This is a genomic window from Pseudomonas sp. H3(2019) (assembly GCF_007713465.1).
Lineage (GTDB): Bacteria > Pseudomonadota > Gammaproteobacteria > Pseudomonadales > Pseudomonadaceae > Aquipseudomonas.
This window is the reverse complement of record NZ_VMSG01000044.1, coordinates 1-20,451: the sequence shown is the minus strand read 5'-3', so window position 1 is coordinate 20,451 and position 20,451 is coordinate 1. Positions and strand designations below refer to the sequence as shown.

Sequence of the window (20,451 nt, the reverse complement as noted above, 5' to 3'; positions counted from 1 at the left end):
ATCGCCGATGGTAGTGTGGGGTTTCCCCATGTGAGAGTAGGTCATCGTCAAGATTGAATTCCGAAACCCCTGTCTGCGTAAGCAGACAGGGGTTTTGTCATTTTAGAGGCCGCTAAAAGCTTCAAGCTCCCCGCGAAGACCCTGCCGCCTCGCCCTCCTGCGCGGTGATTGGTGCAGAGCGCCTGTGCTGCATGATCAAGCGTCATCAAAAAAACGTAGGTTGAAAGCTCTAGCACGCCATTTAGCGGGTTCATGCAGGGAAAGCCGTGCGTTTTTGCATAAAAGCCTAAGTTTTCTCGGATCTGTGCCGAAAGACTGGTGAGACATGCGTGCACCAAAGTAGAGCCGCCTTAGAACGGTCTACGGCGTCACATGGAATGTTGCACCCGGAACGCATCCCCACTCCTTGCATAAGAAGTCCCATGAAATGAATCTCAAGTTCAGCCATAAAATCCTTTTGGCCGCTTCAGGCGTAGTGGTTCTGGCTTTTGCGTTGTTCACTTTGTACAACGACTACCTGCAGCGCAATACCATCCAGCAAAACCTCGACTCTTCCGTCCAGCAAGCCGGCGATCTGACGGCCAGCAGCGTCCAGAACTGGCTGAGTGGGCGAATCCTGGTACTGGAAAACCTCGCCCAGAACGTCGCGCACCAAGGTGCCAACGCAGACTTTGCCGGGTTGGTCGACCAGCCGGCCTTCACCTCGAACTTCCAGTTCACCTACGTCGGTCAGTCCAATGGCGTGTTTACCCAACGTCCTGACACCAGAATGCCCGATGGTTACGATCCACGTCAGCGCCCTTGGTACAAGCAGGCCGTAGCTGCCGACAAAACCATGCTCACGCCACCCTACATGGCCGCTGTTGGCGGGCTGGTGGTGACGATCGCCATGCCGGTGAGGAAGAACGGTGAACTGCTTGGCGTCGTCGGCGGCGATCTGAGTCTGGAAACCCTGGTGAAGATCATCAACTCGGTGGACTTCGGCGGTATCGGTCATGCCTTCCTGGTCAGTGCCGACGGTCAGGTGATCGTCAGTCCGGACAAAGACCAGGTGATGAAGAACCTCAAGGACATCTACCCAGGCTCGAACGTACGCATCGAGCGGGGGAATCAGGAAGTGCTCCTGAACAAGCAGGCGCGCATTCTGTCCTTTACCCCGGTTACCGGCTTGCCGAATGCTGAGTGGTACATCGGCCTGACGATCGACAGGGACAAGGCTTATGCGCCACTGAGCAAATTCCGCACGTCGGCACTGATTGCGATGTTCATCGCGGTGACTGCAATTGCCGTGCTGCTGAGTCTGTTGATTCAAGTGCTGATGCGTCCACTGACCACCATGGGCCGTGCGATGCAGGACATCGCTCAAGGCGAAGGCGATTTGACTCGCCGTCTGGCGGTGGAAAGCAAAGACGAGTTCGGTGAGTTGGGCGGTGCCTTCAACCAGTTCGTGGAGCGGATTCACGCGTCGATTTCCGAAGTGTCGTCGGCCACGCGCCAGGTACATGACCTGTCACAACGGGTCATGGCGTCGTCGAATGCTTCGATCATCGGCTCCGATGAGCAAAGCGCACGGACCAATAGCGTGGCGGCCGCGATCAACCAACTGGGTGCAGCCACTCAGGAGATTGCCCGTAACGCAGCGGACGCTTCGCAACACGCCAGCGGTGCCAGTGAGCAGGCTGACGACGGTCGACAGGTGGTGGAGCAAACCATTCTGGCGATGACCGAGTTGTCGCAAAAGATCAGCTTGTCGTGCACTCAGATTGAAACCCTGAACGCCAGCACCGACAACATCGGGCACATCCTCGACGTGATTAAAGGCATTTCGCAGCAGACCAACTTGCTGGCCCTCAACGCGGCCATCGAAGCGGCGCGGGCGGGTGAAGCAGGGCGCGGTTTCGCGGTGGTGGCGGACGAAGTGCGCAACCTGGCCCACCGCACTCAGGAGTCGGCGGAAGAGATTCACAAGATGATCACCTCGTTGCAGGTCGGCTCGCGTGAAGCGGTATCGACCATGAATGCCAGCCAGGTATCCAGTGAGGAAAGCGTCGAAGTGGCGAATCAGGCCGGTGCGCGGTTGATCAGCGTGACCCAGCGGATCACCGAAATCGACGGCATGAACCAGTCGGTGGCGGCCGCAACGGAAGAGCAGACGGCAGTGGTGGAAACCCTTAACGGTGACATCAATCAGATCAACCTGCTGAACCAGCAGGGTGTGGCCAACCTCAACGAAACATTGAAGGATTGCGATGCCTTGTCGCTGCAGGCCAACCGCCTGAAGCAACTGGTGGATAGCTTCAAGATTTAAACCGTTGCATGGATGCAAAAAACGCGATGAAGTCGGTCTGACTCATCGCGTTTTTTTATGGCGAAAATCCCCTACGCAAACAGATTGCGCGCATTACTCATCGAGTCATCGGCAAACCCCTGCACGAAGTCCTTGAACCCCGGCATCGCTTCCGCACCGCCCTGGGCGGGTTCAGCGATGATGGTCCAGGTTGCGCGGGACTTGCCGGCGCTCAGGGGCTCGACGCTCATGGCGGCCCACAACTGACCAACGCCCAAGGTGTTGTAAACGGTAGTCCAAGTCATGCTCAGCGCCTGATCGTCGCGGGAGTTGAGTTGTTCGACGACCAGATTCCCGTCCTTGAAGAACTTCTTGCGCAGCGACGACACGCCCTCGCCGGTCATCTCGATGTGCGACAGCGCCGGGATGAACTTGTCGAAGCCGGCGAAGTTGCCGACTACTTCCCAGACCCGCGACGCCTCGGCGGGTATTTCCACCGACGACACAACGTGGCAGCCGTGCGGGTTTTTGATCAGGGTATCGGGTTGCAGAGTGCTCATGGTCTTGCTCCATTTCTACGGGTGGTGAATCAGATGAAGTTGATTTCTTTCAGGTAGTCGCAGCCGCGACGCAGCAGCGCCGGAGACTTTTGCGGGTAGTGCGTGCCCATTTGCTGCACACCGGCCTGGGCATTGGCGTGGCCGATCATCGAGATGTCGCCGATATCCTCTTCGAAGCCGTTGAGGTAGAAACCCAGAACGCCAAACAACGCGTTATCGCTGTCGACCCGACCCAGTTGCTGTTGCCAGTCGGCGACGCTGACCATTTGAAACTCGCGGCCGGCCTCGCGGAACGAAGCGACATAGGCGTCCCAACTCAGCGGTTCGGGGTTGTGCAGGTTGAACACCGCCTGTTCGGGCTGATAACGGCTGGCGTGAAAGGCGATAAAGCGAGCGAGGAAGTCCACCGGCATCAAGTCGAAGTTCAGCGCGAACTCCGGCACCTGGCCGAGCTGGATCGAGCCTTTGAGCATCAGCATCAGACGGTTCTTGTGCGGCTGGCAGACGCCGGTGAGGCTGTTGAAACTGATGTTACCTGGCCGGTAGAGGTTGACCCGCACCCCTCGCTCGCGAGCGCGCTCGAGGATCCGTTCGCCGACCCATTTGGACAGGTTGTAGCCGTTCTTGATATAGATCGGCGGGGTCTGCGCGGCGGGTTGTTCGAGCACTCGGCCGTCGGCGTCGATGGTGCTGGAGGCCGACAGCGTGGAGACGAAATTGAAGATCTTCTTGCTGCGCCCTTCACAGAGTCGTAAGCACTCGAAAATCGGCTCGACGTTATCCCGGGCCAACGACTCGTAATCGAGCACATGGTTGACGTTGGCGGCGTTGTGCACCAACGCGCCGAACTCCCGATCCAGTCGCTCATATACCTCCGGCGTCAGGCCCAGTGCCGGTTGCGTGATGTCCGCTGCGTAAACCTGCACCCGAGTCAGGTCCAGGTGCTCCAGGCGGTTCTCACGCAGTGATTCGGCAAAGCGCTGCGCAGCGCTTTGCCCGGCGCCGTCACGCACCAGGCACGCGACTTCGCTGGCGCCCCAGGCCAGCAGCGCTTCGACGATATGCACGCCGACGAAGCTGTTGGCACCGGTAACGATGACCTTGTGCACATCGCCCATTCGGCTGACCGGCAAAGGCTGTACATCGAGCTCACGGAAGGCATCGGCCAGGGCTTTTTCGCTGAGTACTTCTTCGCCGGCAGAACCTCTGACCAGCGTGGCCAGCCTGGCGATGGTCGGGACTTCGATGAAGCGGTTGATCGAGATACTGCGTCCGAACTGTTCGCGTATTTGCAGCAACATGCGCGACAACAGGATCGAGTGCCCGCCCAGATTGAAGAAGTTTTCGTCGGTGGAAATGTCGCCTGCCGGCAACTCCAGCAGATCGGCCCAGAGCTCCAGCAGTTGCGCCTCGTCGGTGGACTCGGGTAACCGACGCTGAAGGTTTTCGAGGACACTGACCGGCATCGCCAGCAGCGCCCGGCGATCGACTTTACCGTTGCTGGCAAAAGGCATGTTCGCCAACTCAGTCCAGGCGATGGGCTGCATGTAGTCCGGCAAGAACTGCTGGGCGTGAGCTTTCAGCGCTTCGCGCGCTACGCCTGGCTGGTCTTCCTGGGGTTGTGCGAGGAACGCCAGAATCCGTCGATGACTGTCGATCACTACGGCCACCTGGCGGAACAACTGGCTGTCGCGCAGGCAGCGCTCGATCTCCTCCGGCTCGACCCGATAGCCGCGGATCTTCACCTGATTGTCTCGCCGTCCACAGAGCTCGATGCCGTCGGCGGTCCACTTCGCCATATCGCCGGTGCGATAGGCACGCAAACTTTGGCCGCCCGGCAAGGGCAATTGCAGGTAGCGCTCGGCGGTCTGCTGCGGGTTGTTCAAATAGCCCAGGCACACCCCCGGACCGACGATGTACAGCTCACCGACGGTCTGCTCGACCACGGGCTGAAAATCCTCGTCGAGGATCAGCACCTGGCTGTTGGCAATCGGTGCCCCGAGGCTACGGTTGCTGTCACCGACCTGCAGTTGTCGGGCGGTGATCAGCACCGTGGCTTCGGTCGGGCCATACAGGTTGTAGAGCTTGCCCTGCTGGGTCAGTTGCTTGATCACATGGGGTTCGCAGACGTCGCCACCGGTCATCACATGTGCAAGGTCGCGTAACTGATCCAACGGCAGAATGCTCAACAACGCTGGCGGCAAAAACGCGTGGCTGAGCTGATGATGACGGATCAACTCGACCAGTTGCAGCGGGTCACGACGCTGGTCGTCGTTGGGTACGATCAGCTCGGCGCCCTGGATCAGCGCCGGGAAAATATCGATCAACGAGGAGTCGAAACTCAGCGATGAAAACTGCAATACCCGACTCTGTTCCGTCAGCCCGACGTAATCGGCATACCACGCGGTGAAGTGCCCGAGATTGTTCTGGCTGAGCAACACGCCTTTGGGATGACCGGTGGTGCCCGACGTGTAGAGCGCCATGCACGGCGCCTGGCTGCCGGGACGCAGGCGCATCAACGGCAAGCCGAGGTTCGCCTTGCGGGCGTCGATGCCAGTGATGTCGAGCCCGGGCATCTCGTCGCTCAGCGGGTGCTGGCCATCGTGCAACAACAGCACGGCGCCAGCGTTCTCCAGGATGTACTGCTGACGTTGCAGCGGATGGCTGGGTTCGAGTGGCAGGTACACCGCGCCACTGCCGAGGATCGCCAGAATGCCGGCGAACAATGCACTGGATTTCGGCAGGCAAATGCCTACCACCACCGGTCCCTCAACCGCCCGGTACTGCTCGATCAATGGCAGCAGCCGTTGTTGGATTGCCAGGCTTTGGGTGTGCAAGTCCCTATAGCTGAGCACCTCACCGGCAATATGCAGCGCCGGGCGTTCACGGAAGGTTTTGAAGCTCTGTTCGAGCCGCTCGATCATCGGGATTTGCCCGAGTTGCAGCAACGGTGCTTGCTCGGTGAGATTAAGTCGATGGGCGTAGGCCAGACTTTCCAGTGCGAGCAAACTCTCTTCATGTTCATGACGACCGGGCGTGGCCGTTGCAGCGTGTATGAAGTAGTCGGCATCGCGGGAAAAACGACTGACTTCAAGCGCGACACGATCGACCAGTTCGGCGATGACTTTCAGGCGTAACGCCTGGCCATTGCCCGAAGGTTCGTCGGCGACGGGGACGCGAGCGATCAGTCTTTGGTCGCCACTCGATGTGTAGCTGCACAGCACATCGATGGGTGGCAGGCCGCTGGCGTCTTTAGGACCCAGGCCCAGGCGCACGCTCAGTTGTGCACGCTCATCCAGGTCGCGCGGTTGTTGCGCCGGGATGACCAGGCTGCCATCGTCGATCAGCAGCTCGGCGTTACCGACTGATTGTTCGTTCAGGGTGTGACTGTCGCTCAATCGCGTCAGCGTATGGCCGTGTTGTTCCAGCTCCAGCGCCAGCTCATTCAAGGCCTGGCTTTGACCGATGAGCAGAATGTCGAGACGTCTCATGATGTTCTCCTCGGCTAGATCAGGTAATCGCTCAGGGCGTCTTGCACGCACGGTGAATCGAGCAGCGAACTGCTGCGGAAAAACCGCACGATGTTGGCGACCAGCGGGTGGTGGCGATTGATCGGGAAGGCCAGGCCTGCCACTTCGCTCTTGAGTGCGGCCTTGGCGGCATCGCTGATGTGCAGGTGCTCGATCAACCGGAAATCGAACGATTTCTGAATGTCGTTAGTCAGGTAGTGAGCGATGAATACCGGCAGAATTTTCGCAATCAGTTGGCGGTCGTCTTCGTTCGCCGAATGCCAATAGATCCGCACCAGCCGTGACCAGAACCCCGAGTGGCGGCCTTCGTCGAGCAAGTGGTCAGCCATCAGGCCCTTGATCGATTGCTTGACCGTGTTGTCTTTGGCGAATGCCGCGACGTCGTTGGTCACGGTGCTTTCCGCGATGGCCACGCAGATCAGCTCCACGGCGCTGCGCAGATGTTCCGGTGCCAGCGCCAACGCTGCGGGAATCGCCCGGCTCAGCTCGATTTCACGCGGCAGTTCGATCGGTGTGATGCCGGTCATGGCCACGGTCTGCTGCATGAAGTCCATCGCCACCAGCGCGTGGTAATCCTCATCCACCACCACGGTCATGGCGTCATAGCGACAGGCGAACGGGAAGGGCACGGCGAAGCGATTCTTGGCGATGCTGCGGGCGGTCTTGTCGACGATCTCGGTTTCGAAAATCACCACGTCGTTGATGAACTTGTAGAGCGTCTGCACCAGTGCAAAGTCGCGTTGCTCCGGGCATTCGCGGACAAAGGTTTCACTCAGCACCAGCGGTTGGCGGCTCAGGGGATAGATCAGTTTGTCGTCGTTTTCGACCATGCGCCGCGGACGTGTACGGATGGTCGCGCGGTTTTCCCAGGTGTCGGCGAAGGATTGGTAGTCGGCGGCGTTCATGCACTCACCTCGGCGACTGATTCACGCATGCTCAGGCGCAAGCCGTCCCACAGTGCGATACGGCTTTCCACGGCGGCGATGGCCGCGGCGTAGACGTCTTCCTGCCGTTGCGGATCGCCGTCGATCAAGCGTGCCAGGAGTGTTTCGGCGGCGGGGCCGTGGTCTTCGGAGTCGACTTCGATATGCCGCTGCAGGTAGTAACGAAAGGTCGGCGCCTGTTCGATACCTATTCCCCAATCGTCGAGAATGCGCTGGAACATCTGCGGAATGACGCTTTCACGGCCATGCAAAAACGCCGCGGCAACGCTGTGCCCCGGCGCATACAGCGCGGTGTGCAAGGTGTGCCGGACGAAGTTCGATGCGGCCGGGTCGACGTCCACGCTTTGCAGGGCGACGTCGTAGCTCACGCCTTCCTTTTGCAGGGCGACGAAGCGCTCCACGGCCGCCGTGCTGGCGCCGATTTCGCGCATCGCGTCCAGGTACAACTCGAAATGGCTGTAGTGACCGTGATCGAGCCGGTCATCGGACTCTTCGCCAAGGACGATTTCGTTGATCAGGCGCGCGGCGTGAGGGTCTTGGGGCGGCAGCCAGGGCAGCTGCACGCACGTGAGTTCCTGTTGCAGGCGTTTGGTCAGCGACATGAAGTCCCATACAGCAAATACATGGGTTTCCATAAAGCGTTGAAGTATCGACAGTGAATGAATCTCGGCAAAGATAGGGTGAGCGCTCAGCGCTGCTTTTTTTTGGTCGAGAAGTGCTTTATTGGGTTTCATGAGGGACCTATGAGTTGTGAGTTAAGTTGTACGATTGGCAGAGGCTTATTGGGCGAGTTCAAACACGGTGCGGCCTGATCTTTTTAATAGGCGAACAAGTACCTCAAACAAACGTTGATGCAGTTCATGGCGTTGGCGGACCTTACCAGGCAAGGCGTTGCGTGCGTCGATGGTGCTTGGCGGTCAGATGCCGAGATGAGTCTTACAGACCCTGGCATTGACCGCGCCGACAAGTACGCTGGAACTTGAAGTTGTCGGCGGAGAAAAATTAATACATGAAACAAGTAACGGGCAAGTGTTTTTTATATTATTTGTCAAGTGCATTTTTTTGGGCGCGACAAGTTTCGATAAAACTTTTGGATTAAGTTTTATTGGGATGAAGTTGTTCCTTCCGGCTTATATAAGTCAGAATTTAAATGAGTGAATGCCTCACTCGGAGCAACTTTGTATCTGGGGAGTTGATGTTTTTTTGATGTGGTAGGCAGGAGGTGGGCACGGCCCCATCTCTTCCCGTCCTTTGGCAAGCCTCCTTTTGTTCGTCCATCACGCGAGGGCTGTGCAGGCAGATTTACACGCCGCTCGTCCTTTTTTAGTCGGCAAACCAAGAGTGAGCCCAAAAAGCCAGTACTGCTATCACTGGCGCAGGGAGGGGCAGGGGTTTTCAGGGAGGGAAGAAGGGATTGGTGTCGCCAGCGCATCTCGAGAGCCTGTGCCTCATGGCACAGGCGTCAGGCGCTTACTCGCTGAGCAGGCCCAGATGGGTGTTGATGATCTGCAGCAGACGATGGCGCTGAGTGGTGGTGAAAAAATGATTACCGGTCATTTCTATCAGTTCGAATTCACGGCGAGTGAATTCGCGCCAATTGACCATGCTTTCAAGGGGGGCCAGCGGATCGTCGCTGCCGTAGAAAGCAGTCATCGGGATGTGCAGGCTGCGACTGGAAGGGTCGGCCCAGGATTCGAGCAGTTTCACGTCACTGTGTATCAGTGCTTCGAAGGCGGCGAGTTGATCGCTGGCTGTTGCATCGATAAGTGCGCCCGGGCTGGAGGGTGCATAACTGTGCCGGATGTTCGGCAGGCTGTGCAGTGGCGCAGAGGCGGGGCGGGTATCCGGGCTGCGGCAACCGGAAATGAACAGGTGACGGGTTTGCCCAGGGCAGTGGGTTTCACTCAACTTGGCCAGCTCGTAGGCCAGAATTGCGCCCAGGCCATGGCCAAACAGCGCATGGGGTTCGGACAAGTAAGGTTGTAGCGCCGCAAAGGCGTCGACCAGCAGCGGTGGCCATTGTTCGTAGCGCGTCCGGTTCTGCGGATTGTCATGGCCGGGAAGCCTGAACGCGAGCAGTTCAATGTGCTCGTTCAGTGCTTGCGTCCAGTTGCGGAACTGCTCGGGGTCGGCACCAGCTTCGCCGAAGCAGATCAGCCTGACGTCCGTCGTCTGGCTGGCGCTGATCACGCTCAGCCATGGAGTGTTCCGGGTGTGCACGGCTTTTCTTGTGCGATTCACGTCGATGATTTCTTGCCCTGAGGTTCAAGGCTATTCAGGTAACGCGTGATGACCTCGACACCCCGGTTCAGGTGGTGCTGAAGCTTTGTCACGGTTAGCGCGATGTCTCGGGCTTGCGCGGCTCGCAGCAGGTCACGGTGATCTTCCTGGGACAGCTTGCCGAGCCCCATGGCTTCAAGGTTGAAGCGCAGAAAGCGTTCCTCTTCCCACAGACCGCCTTCCACCAGGCAGAGGAGCCTACGGTTGGGCGCCTTGCGGTACAGCGTCATGTGGAACAAACGGTTAAGCCTGCCGATCTCGGCATAATCGGTCTGTGTTTCGAGGTCGTCGATATAACGCTCGGCCTCGGCAAAATCTTCGTCGTCGAGCAGCGGGATCGACAGGCGCAGGGCCTCGGACTCCAGCAGGATACGCAGGGCATAGGTTTCGGCGGCGTCACCTTCGACCAATGGCGCGACAACCGCGCCTTTGTGTGCGACAACATGGAGCAGCGATTGCGCCTCGAGCTGGCGCAAGGCTTCGCGCACGGGCATGCGGCTGACGCCAAACAGGTCGGCCAGGTCTTGCTGGCGCAGCGCGGTGCCGCAAGGCAAGCGGCCGTCGAGAATCGCCGAGCGCAGGGTTTCTTCGATCACCGATCGCGCAAGGTGAGCGGGGATAGGGCCGCTGACCGGGATAGTGCTTAAAGGGTTGGGCTTCTGTGTCACGACAACGCACCCTGATTAAAATATGAAAATATTGGATCCAATGTACAGTAGTGACTGCCTGGCAGGTTGTCAAACCGGCAAAAAAATCTGTTTCCGTCAGTTTTATGTCACTGGCTTTGCTACTGAACACAGCATCACAGGCTACGATCTTTTCAACTGCGTGCGCTTCCCCCAAGTTTAGCGTGTGCGCGGTGATTGCACCGTGCCATTGTCTTTTATCGATCAAGGCTTCACCATCCATCGATTTCCAACCGCCCTTTGGACTCACTGCATTGCAGGCACGTTTCGCTCTCCCTCGGACCCTGCGCTGGTTGTGTTCAGCACTGCTGATTGCCGGCGTCTTGCTGGGCGGTCTGCATGCTGATTGGGATTTTTCGCTGATCAGCCGCCGGGCCGAAACATTGTACGGGCCGTTGGGTGAAGGCAAACAACGAATCGATGCCTGGCAGCACCTGCTGGCGACACAGAAGCAAACCCCTGAGCTGGAACAGCTCAATGTGGTCAACCTGTTCTTCAACAAGCAGATGCGTTACGTGGAAGACATCGACCTGTGGCACGTCGAGGACTACTGGGCGACACCGATCGAAGCCTTGTGGAAAGGCGCTGGCGATTGTGAGGACTACGCGATCGCCAAGTATTTCAGCCTGCGCCATCTTGGGGTTTCCAGTGACAAATTGCGCATCACCTACGTCAAGGCCCTGCGTCAGAATCGCGCGCACATGGTCTTGACCTACTATTCAAGCCCGGACGCCATGCCGCTGGTGCTCGACAGCCTGATGGATGCGATCCAGCCGGCCAGCCAGCGCACCGATTTGCTGCCGGTCTACTCCTTCAATGCCGAAGGGCTTTGGTTGCCGGGCGCCAAGGGCAACAAGAAAATCGGTGACACCAAGCGTCTGTCCCGTTGGCAGGATGTGTTGAAGAAAATGCAGGCCGAAGGATTTCCGGTCGAGACGACTCACTAGGAGCACGCGCTTAGATGTCTTTGTTCAAACAACTGTTGATCGCTATCTGTCTGTTCCTGGTCGTCGCCTTCAGTGGCAGCTTCATGGTCGGTCTGGAGAGTTCGCGGACCCAGTACGTCAATCAGTTGCGCTCCCACGCGCAGGACGCTGCGACCGCGCTGGCGCTGTCGCTGACGCCGAACATCGACGACCCGGCGATGGTCGAGCTGATGGTCAGCTCAATCTTCGACAGCGGTTATTACGCGAGTATTCGTGTTGTCGATCTCAAAACCGACAAGGCCATCGTCGAGCGCAGTGGAATTCCAGAAATCAGCAGCGTGCCTGGCTGGTTCGTCAAATTGATCGCTCTGGAACCTGCTGGCGGTGATGCGCTGGTCAGCCGTGGCTGGGAGCAGGCAGCCAGGGTCGAGGTGATCAGCCACCCGATGTTCGCCGTGGCCAAGCTCTGGCAGAGCGCTCTGGGCAGTCTGGGCTGGTTGCTGATCTGCGGCGCGTTAAGCGCGGTACTCGGCGCACTGTTGCTGCGTCGACAATTGAAACCGCTGGATTACATGGTCAAGCAATCCCACGCCATTGCCCGTCGCGAGTTTCTCAGCCTGCCCGAGCTGCCGCGTACTCCGGAACTGCGGCGCGTGGTGCAGGCGATGAACCAGATGGTCGAGAAACTCAAGGCGTTGTTTCAGGAGCAGGCTGAGCGCAGTGAAAAACTGCGGGTCGAGTCCTATCAGGACAACCTGACGGGATTGGCTAACCGGCGTTATTTCGAGATGCAGTTGAATGCCCGGGTGAGCAACCCGGAGCAGGCCAGCTCGGGTTATCTGTTGCTGTTGCGGGTCAAGGACCTGGCCGGTTTGAACCAGCGTCTGGGCGGTCAACGCACCGACCAGTTGCTGCAGGCGGTCGGTGAACAATTATCGCGTGAGTGCGCCAGATTCCCGGAAACCCAGAACCTTGTGACGCGTATTCGCGGTGGTGAATTTGCCGTGCTGGCGCCTGGTCTGGTGCGCGAAGAGGCGCTGCAACTGGCGCAGAGTCTGGACAGCGCGCTGGCCAGTCTGCACGCGACCGGGGCGACCGACGTGGCGTCGGTGGCGTCGATCGGGCTGGCGCCGTTTGCCCATGGTGACACGCCGCAGGCGGTATTGAGCCTGGCGGATCAGGCGTTGTCACAGGCGGAAGCCGAGGGTGAGATGAACTGGGCGTGCCTGGATCACAGCGCAGCGGCCATTGTTGGCGACGATCACCATGCTTGGCATACCTTGCTCGATCAGGCGCTGAATCAGCAGCGATTCGAGTTGTACTTCCAACCGGTCGTGGCCAGTCAGGACACGCAGTTGGTGCTGCATTACAAAGTGCTCTCGCGCTTGCTCGATGAGCAGGGCCAGACCATCCCTGCCGGGCGTTTCCTGCCGTGGCTGGAGCGTTTTGGCTGGACCGCGCGACTGGACCGCTTGATGCTGGAGCGGGTATTGGTGCAGATGACCGGCCATGAAGACTCGCTGGCGCTGAACCTGTCCGCTGCCACCCTGGCGGATCCGCAAGCGCTGAACAAAGTCTTCGACATCCTGCGCGAGCATTCCAGTCTGGGCCCACGCTTGACTCTGGAGATTGGTGAAGAGCAATTACCCGATCAGGCCGTGCTCGAACAACTGACTCATCGTTTGCGTGAGCTGGGCTTCTCCCTGAGCCTGCAGCGCTTTGGCGGTCGCTTCAGCATGATCGGCAACCTGGCGCGGCTGGGGCTGGCCTATCTGAAAATCGATGGCAGTTACATCCGTGCCATTGATCAGGAAAGCGATAAGCGTCTGTTCATCGAAGCCATCCAGCGCGCCGCCCACAGTATCGATCTGCCGCTGATTGCCGAGCGAGTGGAGACTGAAGGGGAGTTACGGGTGATTCGCGAGATGGGTGTGTACGGCGTGCAAGGGCAGTTGTTTGGTGAACCGAAGCCTTGGCAGTAGGGCTTGATCGTTCCCACGCTCTGCGTCACATGCAGAGCGTCCATTGAGGCGTCCCCACGCGGGAGCGTGGGAACGAGCGGCGTTGTGGGGGTCAGATCAACCCGCTTTCATCTTCATCAATCAGATGACTCAAACCACCCAGCGCTTCACGAGCCTGGGTCCGGTCCATCAGTTTGGCTTGCGCGGCCGCTGGAAGGTCGGTGACGCGAATCACCCCTTTGCTGGTCAGCACCTGAATCAGGTCGTCGAGTACCCGGATCATCTCCAGGTCGCTTTGCTTGAGCTGCTTGAGGCTGATCTCCATCACTTCGTTGGCGTACCAGGCCTGGATTTCATGGTGATCGGAGGACAGCGTTTCCGTAGCCTCCGCGTAAGCCGTAGCCTCCACGCGCACCAACTGGCCTTGCGCATCGCGTTGCACGTAGAACATCGAAAATCCCTCATGAATGAACCCGTGTCGTGCTGTCAGCAGGATAGGTCAACGCGTACGAGTATGCGGTGCCACGATGAAATCGTCACCCGCTGGCGACTGACAGCAACGTGACGACCGCTCATTACGAGCGGCCGTCAGGGGCTTGATCAGGTGTTGTTGTGGTCGATCTTGATGGTCGGGTCGCTACCGGCGATCAGCGAGTTGATGCTCTGACCGGACCAGTTATTGCCTTCCAGTTTGATCGTCACGTCAGCGTTGGCCACGCCGCCGGCTGCGTTGAGTTTGCCTTCGGAGCTGACCTGCAACGTCGACACACCTTCAACCGTGGTGATTTTCAGGAAGTTGTCGATGGTGCTGCCGCTTTCGCCCTGCAACAGATCATGCAGGTCGATCCGGTCGCCTTCGCTGGCCTTGAAGTCCTTGATCACATCGTTACCGGTGTCGCCGGCCTTCCAGACGAAGGTGTCGGCACCCGATCCGCCAATCAGGATGTCGTTGCCCTGACCGCCAATCAGTGTGTCGTTACCCGTGCCGCCCAGCAGGATGTCATTGCCCTTGCCGCCGTCGAGAATGTCGTTGCCACCCTGGCCGAAGAGGATGTCGTTACCGGCACCGCCCAGCAGCGAGTCATTACCGTCATGAGCGCCGGACACATCGAACGTGTTGTAGTGCTCGGTGATGTACTGGTGCACGTTGCTGACGGTGACTTTGCTGACATCCACGCCGGTCTGCTGGGCCACGAAGGCCTGCATGGCCTGGTAGCCCTCACCGGCAATGCCGTTGAAGCTCACCAGGTCGCCGAACAGGATGTCGTTGCCGTCGCCGCCATTGACCGTGTCGTTGCCTGGCATGGTCGCTTCGGTGTGACCGATGATCGAGTTGGCCAGGTTGGCCGGGTCGATGTTGGTCTGCGGTTTGCCGTCGGTGTCGAAGGGTTTCAGGTCGTTGAGGCTGATATCGTTGTTCAGGCCGATGGCCTCGACTTGAGACAACTTGCCGAGCAACGCGAAGCTGTCGTTGGCGTTGCTGGTTGTACTGCTATCGGCGTTGTAGCCCGTACCTGCCAGGTTCGACAGCTCATAAGTGCCATCGCCTTGAGCGTGGAGCATGCCCAGGACTGTGCTGGTCCAGTGGTTACCACCCGTGTTGGTCTGCAACGTCATGGAACCATCGGTGCCGATGGAGAGGGAATGGGTGTTGTCCAGGGATTTGGAGAACGTATCCCCCAACTTGTAATTGGCCGTCGTGACGACGTCATCGAGCTTCGCGCCACCGTTGTACAACGACGGGTTGGTCTGTTCGCCGGACTGGTAGTACGTTGGCTTTCCGTCGGTAATGAAATACGTCAGGTTGGTCGCGTTGCTGTTACCGGTGGCCATGCTGCTCTGGAAGAAGTTGGCCGTGGTCTTGAACACGTCTTCGTAGTTGGTGCCGCCGCCGGAGACCATCGAGTCCAGTACCGACTTGAGCAGGGTCAGGGCATTCGGGTCGTTCAGGTTGACCGCAACCTGCTTGTTGACCTGGGTATCGAAGTCCGCGAGGAAGACGTTCACCGTACCCGAAGTACTGGCGCCCAAGCTGTTCTTGAGGGTGTTGAACACGGATGTCAGCGAGTCTTTGGCCGAACTGATCGATGAGGCACTCATGCTGCCTGAGCTGTCGACCATGAACGCGATGTTGTAGTTGGTGCCTGGCACCACGGTCAGCCCGCCGATGTCGGCAACCATGATGTCGTTACCGTTAGTGCCGACGACATTGTCATCCCCCGAAGTGCCAGTAATCGAGTTGTACACCGCCGGGAAAACCGTGACCGGGATCTGCGCAGTGCTTGGCGCCGAACCGCCGAGGGATTCGGTGGAGGTCGACGTGACGGTCAGGGTGAACGAGCCGTTGTAGTACGACGGCGGGGTGACCGTCAGGGTGCCGAGGTTCCAGCCGGTGACGTTCGCATCCCCGCTGGTCGCACTGGTGGTGAAGGTATGACCTGCGCCATCGCTGAGCACGGAACCGGCCGGCATGCCGCCAATCTTCACGCTCAGGCTTTCGGAGCCGTCGGTGTCGGTCAGTGCGGTGGTGATTGTCGACAGATGAACACTGCCGCCCTCACCGCCTGTATTGAGTTTGTAACCGTCGTAGTAGCCTTCGCCATTGCTGCCGTGCAGGTCGGAAACCGTCACACCGGCGTTGACCAGATCAGCGACACCCGTGTAGATCGGCACGCCGGCGCTGCTCAGGTCGATCGCCGGGGTGCCATTGACCGACAGGTTGACGTCGTAGCTGCCCGGGCCATTTTGGTTGTGGTGGTAGATGTCCAGGGTGTAGTAGCCGTTGGTGGTCGGGGTGAACGAGCCGCTCAACTGGCCGCCCGCGCCCCACGTGGTGGCCGCGACGTTTTTGCCGCCGATGGTCACCAACAGGCTGTCATCACCCGTACCGCTGAAGCTGTAGGTCTTGCCGGCTTCGAGGTAGATCAGCCCGGAAGTTTTAGATGCTGTGCCGGCTGCAACGTTGCTGTCGGACTGCACGTTGCTCACGGTACCGCTACTGTTCGGAGTACCGGCAGCATCGATCACGGATTTCAGGGTTTCAGCTGGCGCGCCACTACCGCTAGTGCCGAGACCGGCCAGACCAGTCCAGACCTCCTTGATCAGGCCTGTCGAATTCACATTGTTGTCGGCGACGCTGAGTGTTGGCGCATCGGCAACGGGAGTGATATCGACTTTCAGCGTGCCGGTGCTACCCAGCAGTTGGCCGTCGGTTGGCTGGAACTGGATCCGTGCGTAATCCGCCTGTTGGTTGCCCACGCCGGTGCCGCCGTAGCCATTGGCGCCGGATTCGTTGGCATCAGGCATGAAGCGCAGCTTGCCTGCGTCGATGTCGGTCTTGCTGAAAGTCTGGTTGTTGGCCACGTCTTTCCAGGTCGAACCGTCCAGGTACTGCAACTTGCCGTCGCCTGGCAGCTGGGTGATTTTCACGCCCAGGCTGGCGGCAGGACTGTCGACATCGCTCACACCGAAATTCGACCAGCCGAGGATCAGCGGAGTGTCTTCAGTGCCGGTGACCGCACCGCCGGTAGCGACCGGAGCATCGTTGACCGCGACCACATTGACGGTGGTGGTGGCGACGTTGGAGTAATTGCTGCCGTCGGTCACCGTCACGGTGATGGTCCGCGGCGTGGTGCTCGGGTCTTCACTGTTGTTGGTGAAGGTGATGTTTTTGATCTGTTGCATGTAGTCGGCCAGCGTTGCATTGCCGGACAGTGTCAGGGTGATCGAACCATCCTTGCTGTTGGCGTTGATGCTGATGCCGTTGACGCTGTTGCCCAGGTTCAGCGAGTCGCCCGGCTGACGGTTGGTCAACACGATGGTGGCGCCGGTCAGCATGGTGCTGTCCGGGTCGGTGATCGTGAGGTCGGTGTCGCCAATCGATACGCCCGGGCCGCTGGTGCCTTCGGTGAAGGTGACGTTGTAATTGGCACCGGTCGCGCCGCTGGAGTTGTTGGCGTCCAGGTCGATGACGGGCGGAGCATCGTTGTCGATGATCGACGTGCTGACGCTGCCATTGGTGCTGCTGACCACCAGGTTTTCGAAGTTGCCACCGCTGGCCGAGTCGATCTTGACCACCAAGTTTTCGGTAGGCTCGGTGATCTTGTCGTCGATGGTCGCGATGTTGAAGCTAGCGCTGCTGGCGCCCGCCGGGATTTTCACCGTGTACACACCGGTAAAGTCCGAGCCGTCGGTGGCCGTGCCGCTGTAGACGATCTTCAGCGTCACATCGGTTTGCGCCGGGTGCGTCAGGGTCACGGTGTAGCTGGCGGTCTGGCCTTCGGTGACCTGACTGCTGCCGCTGATGCTGACTTCGGTTTTATCGATGGTGTCGGTGACGCTGGTCACGGCAGCCGTTTTATCGGTGACCAGGTTCTCGAAGTTACCGCCGGTGGCGGTCGTGATCGCTGCCTGGACCTTGCCGGCGTCGAGGTAGACGTCGTCTTTTGGTGCATCGACCACCACGGATCCGGTGGTTTTGCCGGCGTCGATGTTGATCACGGCGCCGTTGCTCAAGGTGACGGTCACTGGCGTGCCGGCGGCGTTGGTCAGGGTCGCGGTGTAGGTGATGTGGCCACCTTCGGCCACCGACCCGGTTGCGCTCAACGTCAGGTTGGTGGTGTCGACGGTGTCGGTCACGGTGGTGCTGACCGGGGTTTTGTCGGCGACCAGATTTTCGTAGTTGCCGCCGCTGACATTGGTAATCGCGTTGGTCAGCGGAGTGTGGCCGACCAGCGCGTCGTTCGGCGCGGTGGCGGTCGCGGTGCCGCTGGACTGGCCGACCGGGATGGTGATGGTCTGGCCGTTGGCCAACGTCACGATCACTGCCGAACCGGTGACCGGCGCGCTGACGGTGGCGGTGTAGGTGACAGTGCCGCCTTCGGCTGCCGAGTCAGTTGCGGTCAGTTTCACCGTCGAGGTGTCGATGGTGTCGGTGACGTTGGTGACCGCAGCGGTTTTATCGGTGACCAGATTTTCGAAATTGCCGCCGGTGGCGGTCGTGATCGCTGCCTGGACTTTGCCGGCGTCGAGGTAGACGTCGTCTTTTGGTGCGTCGACCACCACGGAACCGGTGGTTTTGCCGGCGTCGATGTTGATGACGGCGCCGTTGCTCAAGGTGACGGTCACTGGCGTGCCGGCGGCGTTGGTCAGGGTCGCGGTGTAGGTGATGTGGCCGCCTTCAGCCACCGAGTTGGTCGCGCTCAACGTCAGGTTGGTGGTGTCGACGGTGTCGGTCACGGTGGTGCTGACCGGGGTTTTGTCGGCGACCAGGTTTTCGTAGTTGCCGCCGCTGACATTGCTAATCGCGTTGGTCAGCGGAGTGTGACCGACCAGCGCGTCGTTCGGCGCTGTGCTGGTCGCGGTGCCGCTGGACTGGCCGACCGGGATAGTGATGGTCTGGCCGTTGGCGAGAGTCACGATTACTGCCGAACCGGTGACCGGCGCGCTGACGGTGGCGGTGTAGGTGACAGTGCCGCCTTCGGCTGCCGAGTCAGTTGCGGTCAGTTTCACCGTCGAGGTGTCGATGGTGTCGGTGACGTTGGTGACCGCAGCGGTTTTATCGGTGACCAGATTTTCGAAATTGCCGCCGGTCGCCGTTGCGATCGTCGCCTGGACCTTGCCGGCGTCGAGGTAGACGTCGTCTTTTGGTGCATCGACCACCACGGATCCGGTGGTTTTGCCGGCGTCGATGTTGATCACGGCGCCGTTGCTCAAGGTGACGGTCACTGGCGTGCCGGCGGCGTTGGTCAGGGTCGCGGTGTAGGTGATGTGGCCACCTTCGGCCACCGACCCGGTTGCGCTCAACGTCAGGTTGGTGGTGTCGACGGTGTCGGTCACGGTGGTGCTGACCGGGGTTTTGTCGGCGACCAGGTTTTCGTAGTTGCCGCCGCTGACGTTGGTAATGGCGTTGGTCAGCGGGGTGTGACCGACCAGCGCGTCGTTCGGCGCTGTGCTGGTCGCGGTGCCGCTGGACTGGCCGACCGGGATGGTGATGGTCTGGCCGTTGGCCAACGTCACGATTACTGCCGAACCGGTGACCGGCGCGCTGACGGTGGCGGTGTAGGTGACGGTGCCGCCTTCGGCTGCCGAGTCAGTCGCGGTCAGTTTCACCGTCGAGGTGTCAATGGTGTCGGTGACGTTGGTGACCGCAGCGGTTTTATCGGTGACCAGATTTTCGAAATTGCCGCCGGTGGCGGTCGTGATCGCTGCCTGGACTTTGCCGGCGTCGAGGTAGACGTCGTCTTTTGGTGCGTCGACCACCACGGAACCGGTGGTTTTGCCGGCGTCGATGTTGATGACGGCGCCGTTGCTCAAGGTGACGGTCACTGGCGTGCCGGCCGCATTGGTCAGGGTCGCGGTGTAGGTAATGTGACCACCTTCAGCCACCGAGTTGGTCGCGCTCAACGTCAGGTTGGTGGTGTCGACGGTGTCGGTCACGGTGGTGCTGACCGGGGTTTTGTCGGCGACCAGGTTTTCGTAGTTGCCGCCGCTGACATTGGTAATCGCGTTGGTCAGCGGGGTGTGGCCGACCAGCGCGTCGTTCGGCGCGGTGGCGGTCGCGGTGCCGCTGGACTGGCCGACCGGGATGGTGATGGTCTGGCCGTTGGCCAACGTCACGATCACTGCCGAACCGGTGACTGGCGCGCTGACGGTGGCGGTGTAGGTGACAGTGCCGCCTTCGGCTGCCGAGTCAGTTGCGGTCAGTTTCACCGTCGAGGTGTCGATGGTGTCGGTGACGTTGGTGACTGCAGGTGTGCTGCTGGTGACCAGGTTCTCGAAGTTACCGCCGGTGGCGGTCGTGATCGCTGCCTGGACCTTGCCGGCGTCGAGGTAGACGTCGTCTTTTGGTGCGTCGACCACCACGGAACCGGTGGTTTTGCCGGCGTCGATGTTGATGACGGCGCCGTTGCTCAGGGTCACGGTCACTGGCGTGCCGGCGGCGTTGGTCAGGGTCGCGGTGTAGGTGATGTGGCCACCTTCGGCCACCGAGTTGGTCGCGCTCAACGTCAGGTTGGTGGTATCGATCGAGTCGGTGATCGTGGTAACGGCCGGGGTGGTGCTCGGGGTCAACTGCTCGAAGTTGCCACCGGTGGTGCTCTCGATGGTGGTGCTGACGGTGCTGCCGTTTTTGTAAACGTCATTCGCCGGGGTATCGACCACCACCGAACCAGTGGTTTTGCCGGCCTCGATATTGATCACGGCACCGTTCGACAACGTGACGGTCATCGCGGTGCCGGCCGGATTGGTCAGCGTCGCGGTGTAGGTGATCTGGCCAC

The 20,451-nt window shown here is 59.8% G+C and carries 10 protein-coding genes and 2 pseudogenes; 4 read left to right on the top strand and 8 right to left on the bottom strand.

Features of this window, described 5'->3' with window-relative positions; all coding sequences use genetic code 11:
- Positions 1 to 427 precede the first annotated feature (427 nt).
- Both FPT12_RS28480 and FPT12_RS28475 read left to right on the top strand, forming a co-directional pair.
- Positions 428 to 1,453, top strand: a pseudogene (locus FPT12_RS28480) (cache domain-containing protein); the annotation flags it as partial.
- A gap of 69 nt (positions 1,454 to 1,522) precedes the next feature.
- Positions 1,523 to 2,308, top strand: a complete 786-nt coding sequence (locus FPT12_RS28475; protein WP_371917687.1) for a methyl-accepting chemotaxis protein — start codon at positions 1,523 to 1,525, stop codon at positions 2,306 to 2,308.
- Positions 2,309 to 2,379: 71 nt separating this feature from the next.
- Here FPT12_RS28475 and FPT12_RS27480 read toward each other — a convergent pair whose 3' ends face one another.
- The 6 genes from FPT12_RS27480 to FPT12_RS27455 form a co-directional block, all read right to left on the bottom strand.
- A complete protein-coding gene (locus FPT12_RS27480; RefSeq protein WP_054594981.1) occupies positions 2,380 to 2,847 on the bottom strand; it encodes an SRPBCC family protein in 468 nt (155 codons plus the stop codon).
- 29 nt (positions 2,848 to 2,876) lie between these two features.
- On the bottom strand, positions 2,877 to 6,338 hold the full coding sequence (locus FPT12_RS27475) for a non-ribosomal peptide synthetase (protein WP_145022751.1): 3,462 nt from the start codon (positions 6,336 to 6,338) through the stop codon (positions 2,877 to 2,879).
- A gap of 14 nt (positions 6,339 to 6,352) precedes the next feature.
- Positions 6,353 to 7,282, bottom strand: coding sequence for a diiron oxygenase (locus tag FPT12_RS27470; RefSeq protein WP_145022749.1), 930 nt, complete (start codon positions 7,280 to 7,282; stop codon positions 6,353 to 6,355).
- The gene (locus FPT12_RS27465; protein ID WP_145022746.1) at positions 7,279 to 8,055 is read right to left on the bottom strand and encodes a DUF3050 domain-containing protein; all 777 of its coding nucleotides are present in this window, start codon (positions 8,053 to 8,055) and stop codon (positions 7,279 to 7,281) included. The genes FPT12_RS27470 and FPT12_RS27465 overlap by 4 nt, the downstream gene beginning before the upstream one ends.
- A 736-nt stretch (positions 8,056 to 8,791) precedes the next feature.
- On the bottom strand, positions 8,792 to 9,562 hold the full coding sequence (locus FPT12_RS27460) for a thioesterase II family protein (RefSeq protein WP_256676878.1): 771 nt from the start codon (positions 9,560 to 9,562) through the stop codon (positions 8,792 to 8,794).
- A complete protein-coding gene (locus FPT12_RS27455) occupies positions 9,559 to 10,269 on the bottom strand; it encodes a GntR family transcriptional regulator (protein ID WP_145022743.1) in 711 nt (236 codons plus the stop codon). The genes FPT12_RS27460 and FPT12_RS27455 overlap by 4 nt, the downstream gene beginning before the upstream one ends.
- 272 nt (positions 10,270 to 10,541) lie before the next feature.
- Between FPT12_RS27455 and lapG the strand changes: the two genes are divergently transcribed.
- Together lapG and lapD are read left to right on the top strand one after the other, a co-directional pair.
- Entirely contained in the window at positions 10,542 to 11,234 is a 693-nt protein-coding gene (lapG, locus tag FPT12_RS27450; protein WP_145022740.1) for a cysteine protease LapG, read from the top strand.
- Between the two features lie 14 nt (positions 11,235 to 11,248).
- Positions 11,249 to 13,195, top strand: coding sequence for a cyclic di-GMP receptor LapD (gene lapD, locus FPT12_RS27445; protein ID WP_145022737.1), 1,947 nt, complete (start codon positions 11,249 to 11,251; stop codon positions 13,193 to 13,195).
- A 91-nt stretch (positions 13,196 to 13,286) separates the two neighbouring features.
- Here lapD and FPT12_RS27440 read toward each other — a convergent pair whose 3' ends face one another.
- Both FPT12_RS27440 and FPT12_RS27435 read right to left on the bottom strand, forming a co-directional pair.
- Positions 13,287 to 13,625: a tryptophan synthase subunit beta gene (locus tag FPT12_RS27440; RefSeq protein WP_145022734.1), complete on the bottom strand. Its 339-nt coding sequence runs from the start codon at positions 13,623 to 13,625 to the stop codon at positions 13,287 to 13,289.
- Positions 13,626 to 13,774: 149 nt separating this feature from the next.
- Positions 13,775 to 20,451: pseudogene (locus tag FPT12_RS27435) on the bottom strand (LapA family giant adhesin); the annotation flags it as partial.

Excerpts from the sequence above, each read along its gene's own strand:
- FPT12_RS28475 (WP_371917687.1), top strand. The coding sequence starts at position 1,523 with ATGGCGTCGTCGAATGCTTCGATCATCGGCTCCGATGAGCAAAGCGCA.
- FPT12_RS27470 (WP_145022749.1), bottom strand. The coding sequence starts at position 7,282 with ATGAACGCCGCCGACTACCAATCCTTCGCCGACACCTGGGAAAACCGC.
- lapD (WP_145022737.1), top strand. The coding sequence starts at position 11,249 with ATGTCTTTGTTCAAACAACTGTTGATCGCTATCTGTCTGTTCCTGGTC.
- FPT12_RS27480 (WP_054594981.1), bottom strand. The coding sequence starts at position 2,847 with ATGAGCACTCTGCAACCCGATACCCTGATCAAAAACCCGCACGGCTGC.
- FPT12_RS27440 (WP_145022734.1), bottom strand. The coding sequence starts at position 13,625 with ATGTTCTACGTGCAACGCGATGCGCAAGGCCAGTTGGTGCGCGTGGAG.
- FPT12_RS27465 (WP_145022746.1), bottom strand. The coding sequence starts at position 8,055 with ATGAAACCCAATAAAGCACTTCTCGACCAAAAAAAAGCAGCGCTGAGC.
- FPT12_RS27475 (WP_145022751.1), bottom strand. The coding sequence starts at position 6,338 with ATGAGACGTCTCGACATTCTGCTCATCGGTCAAAGCCAGGCCTTGAAT.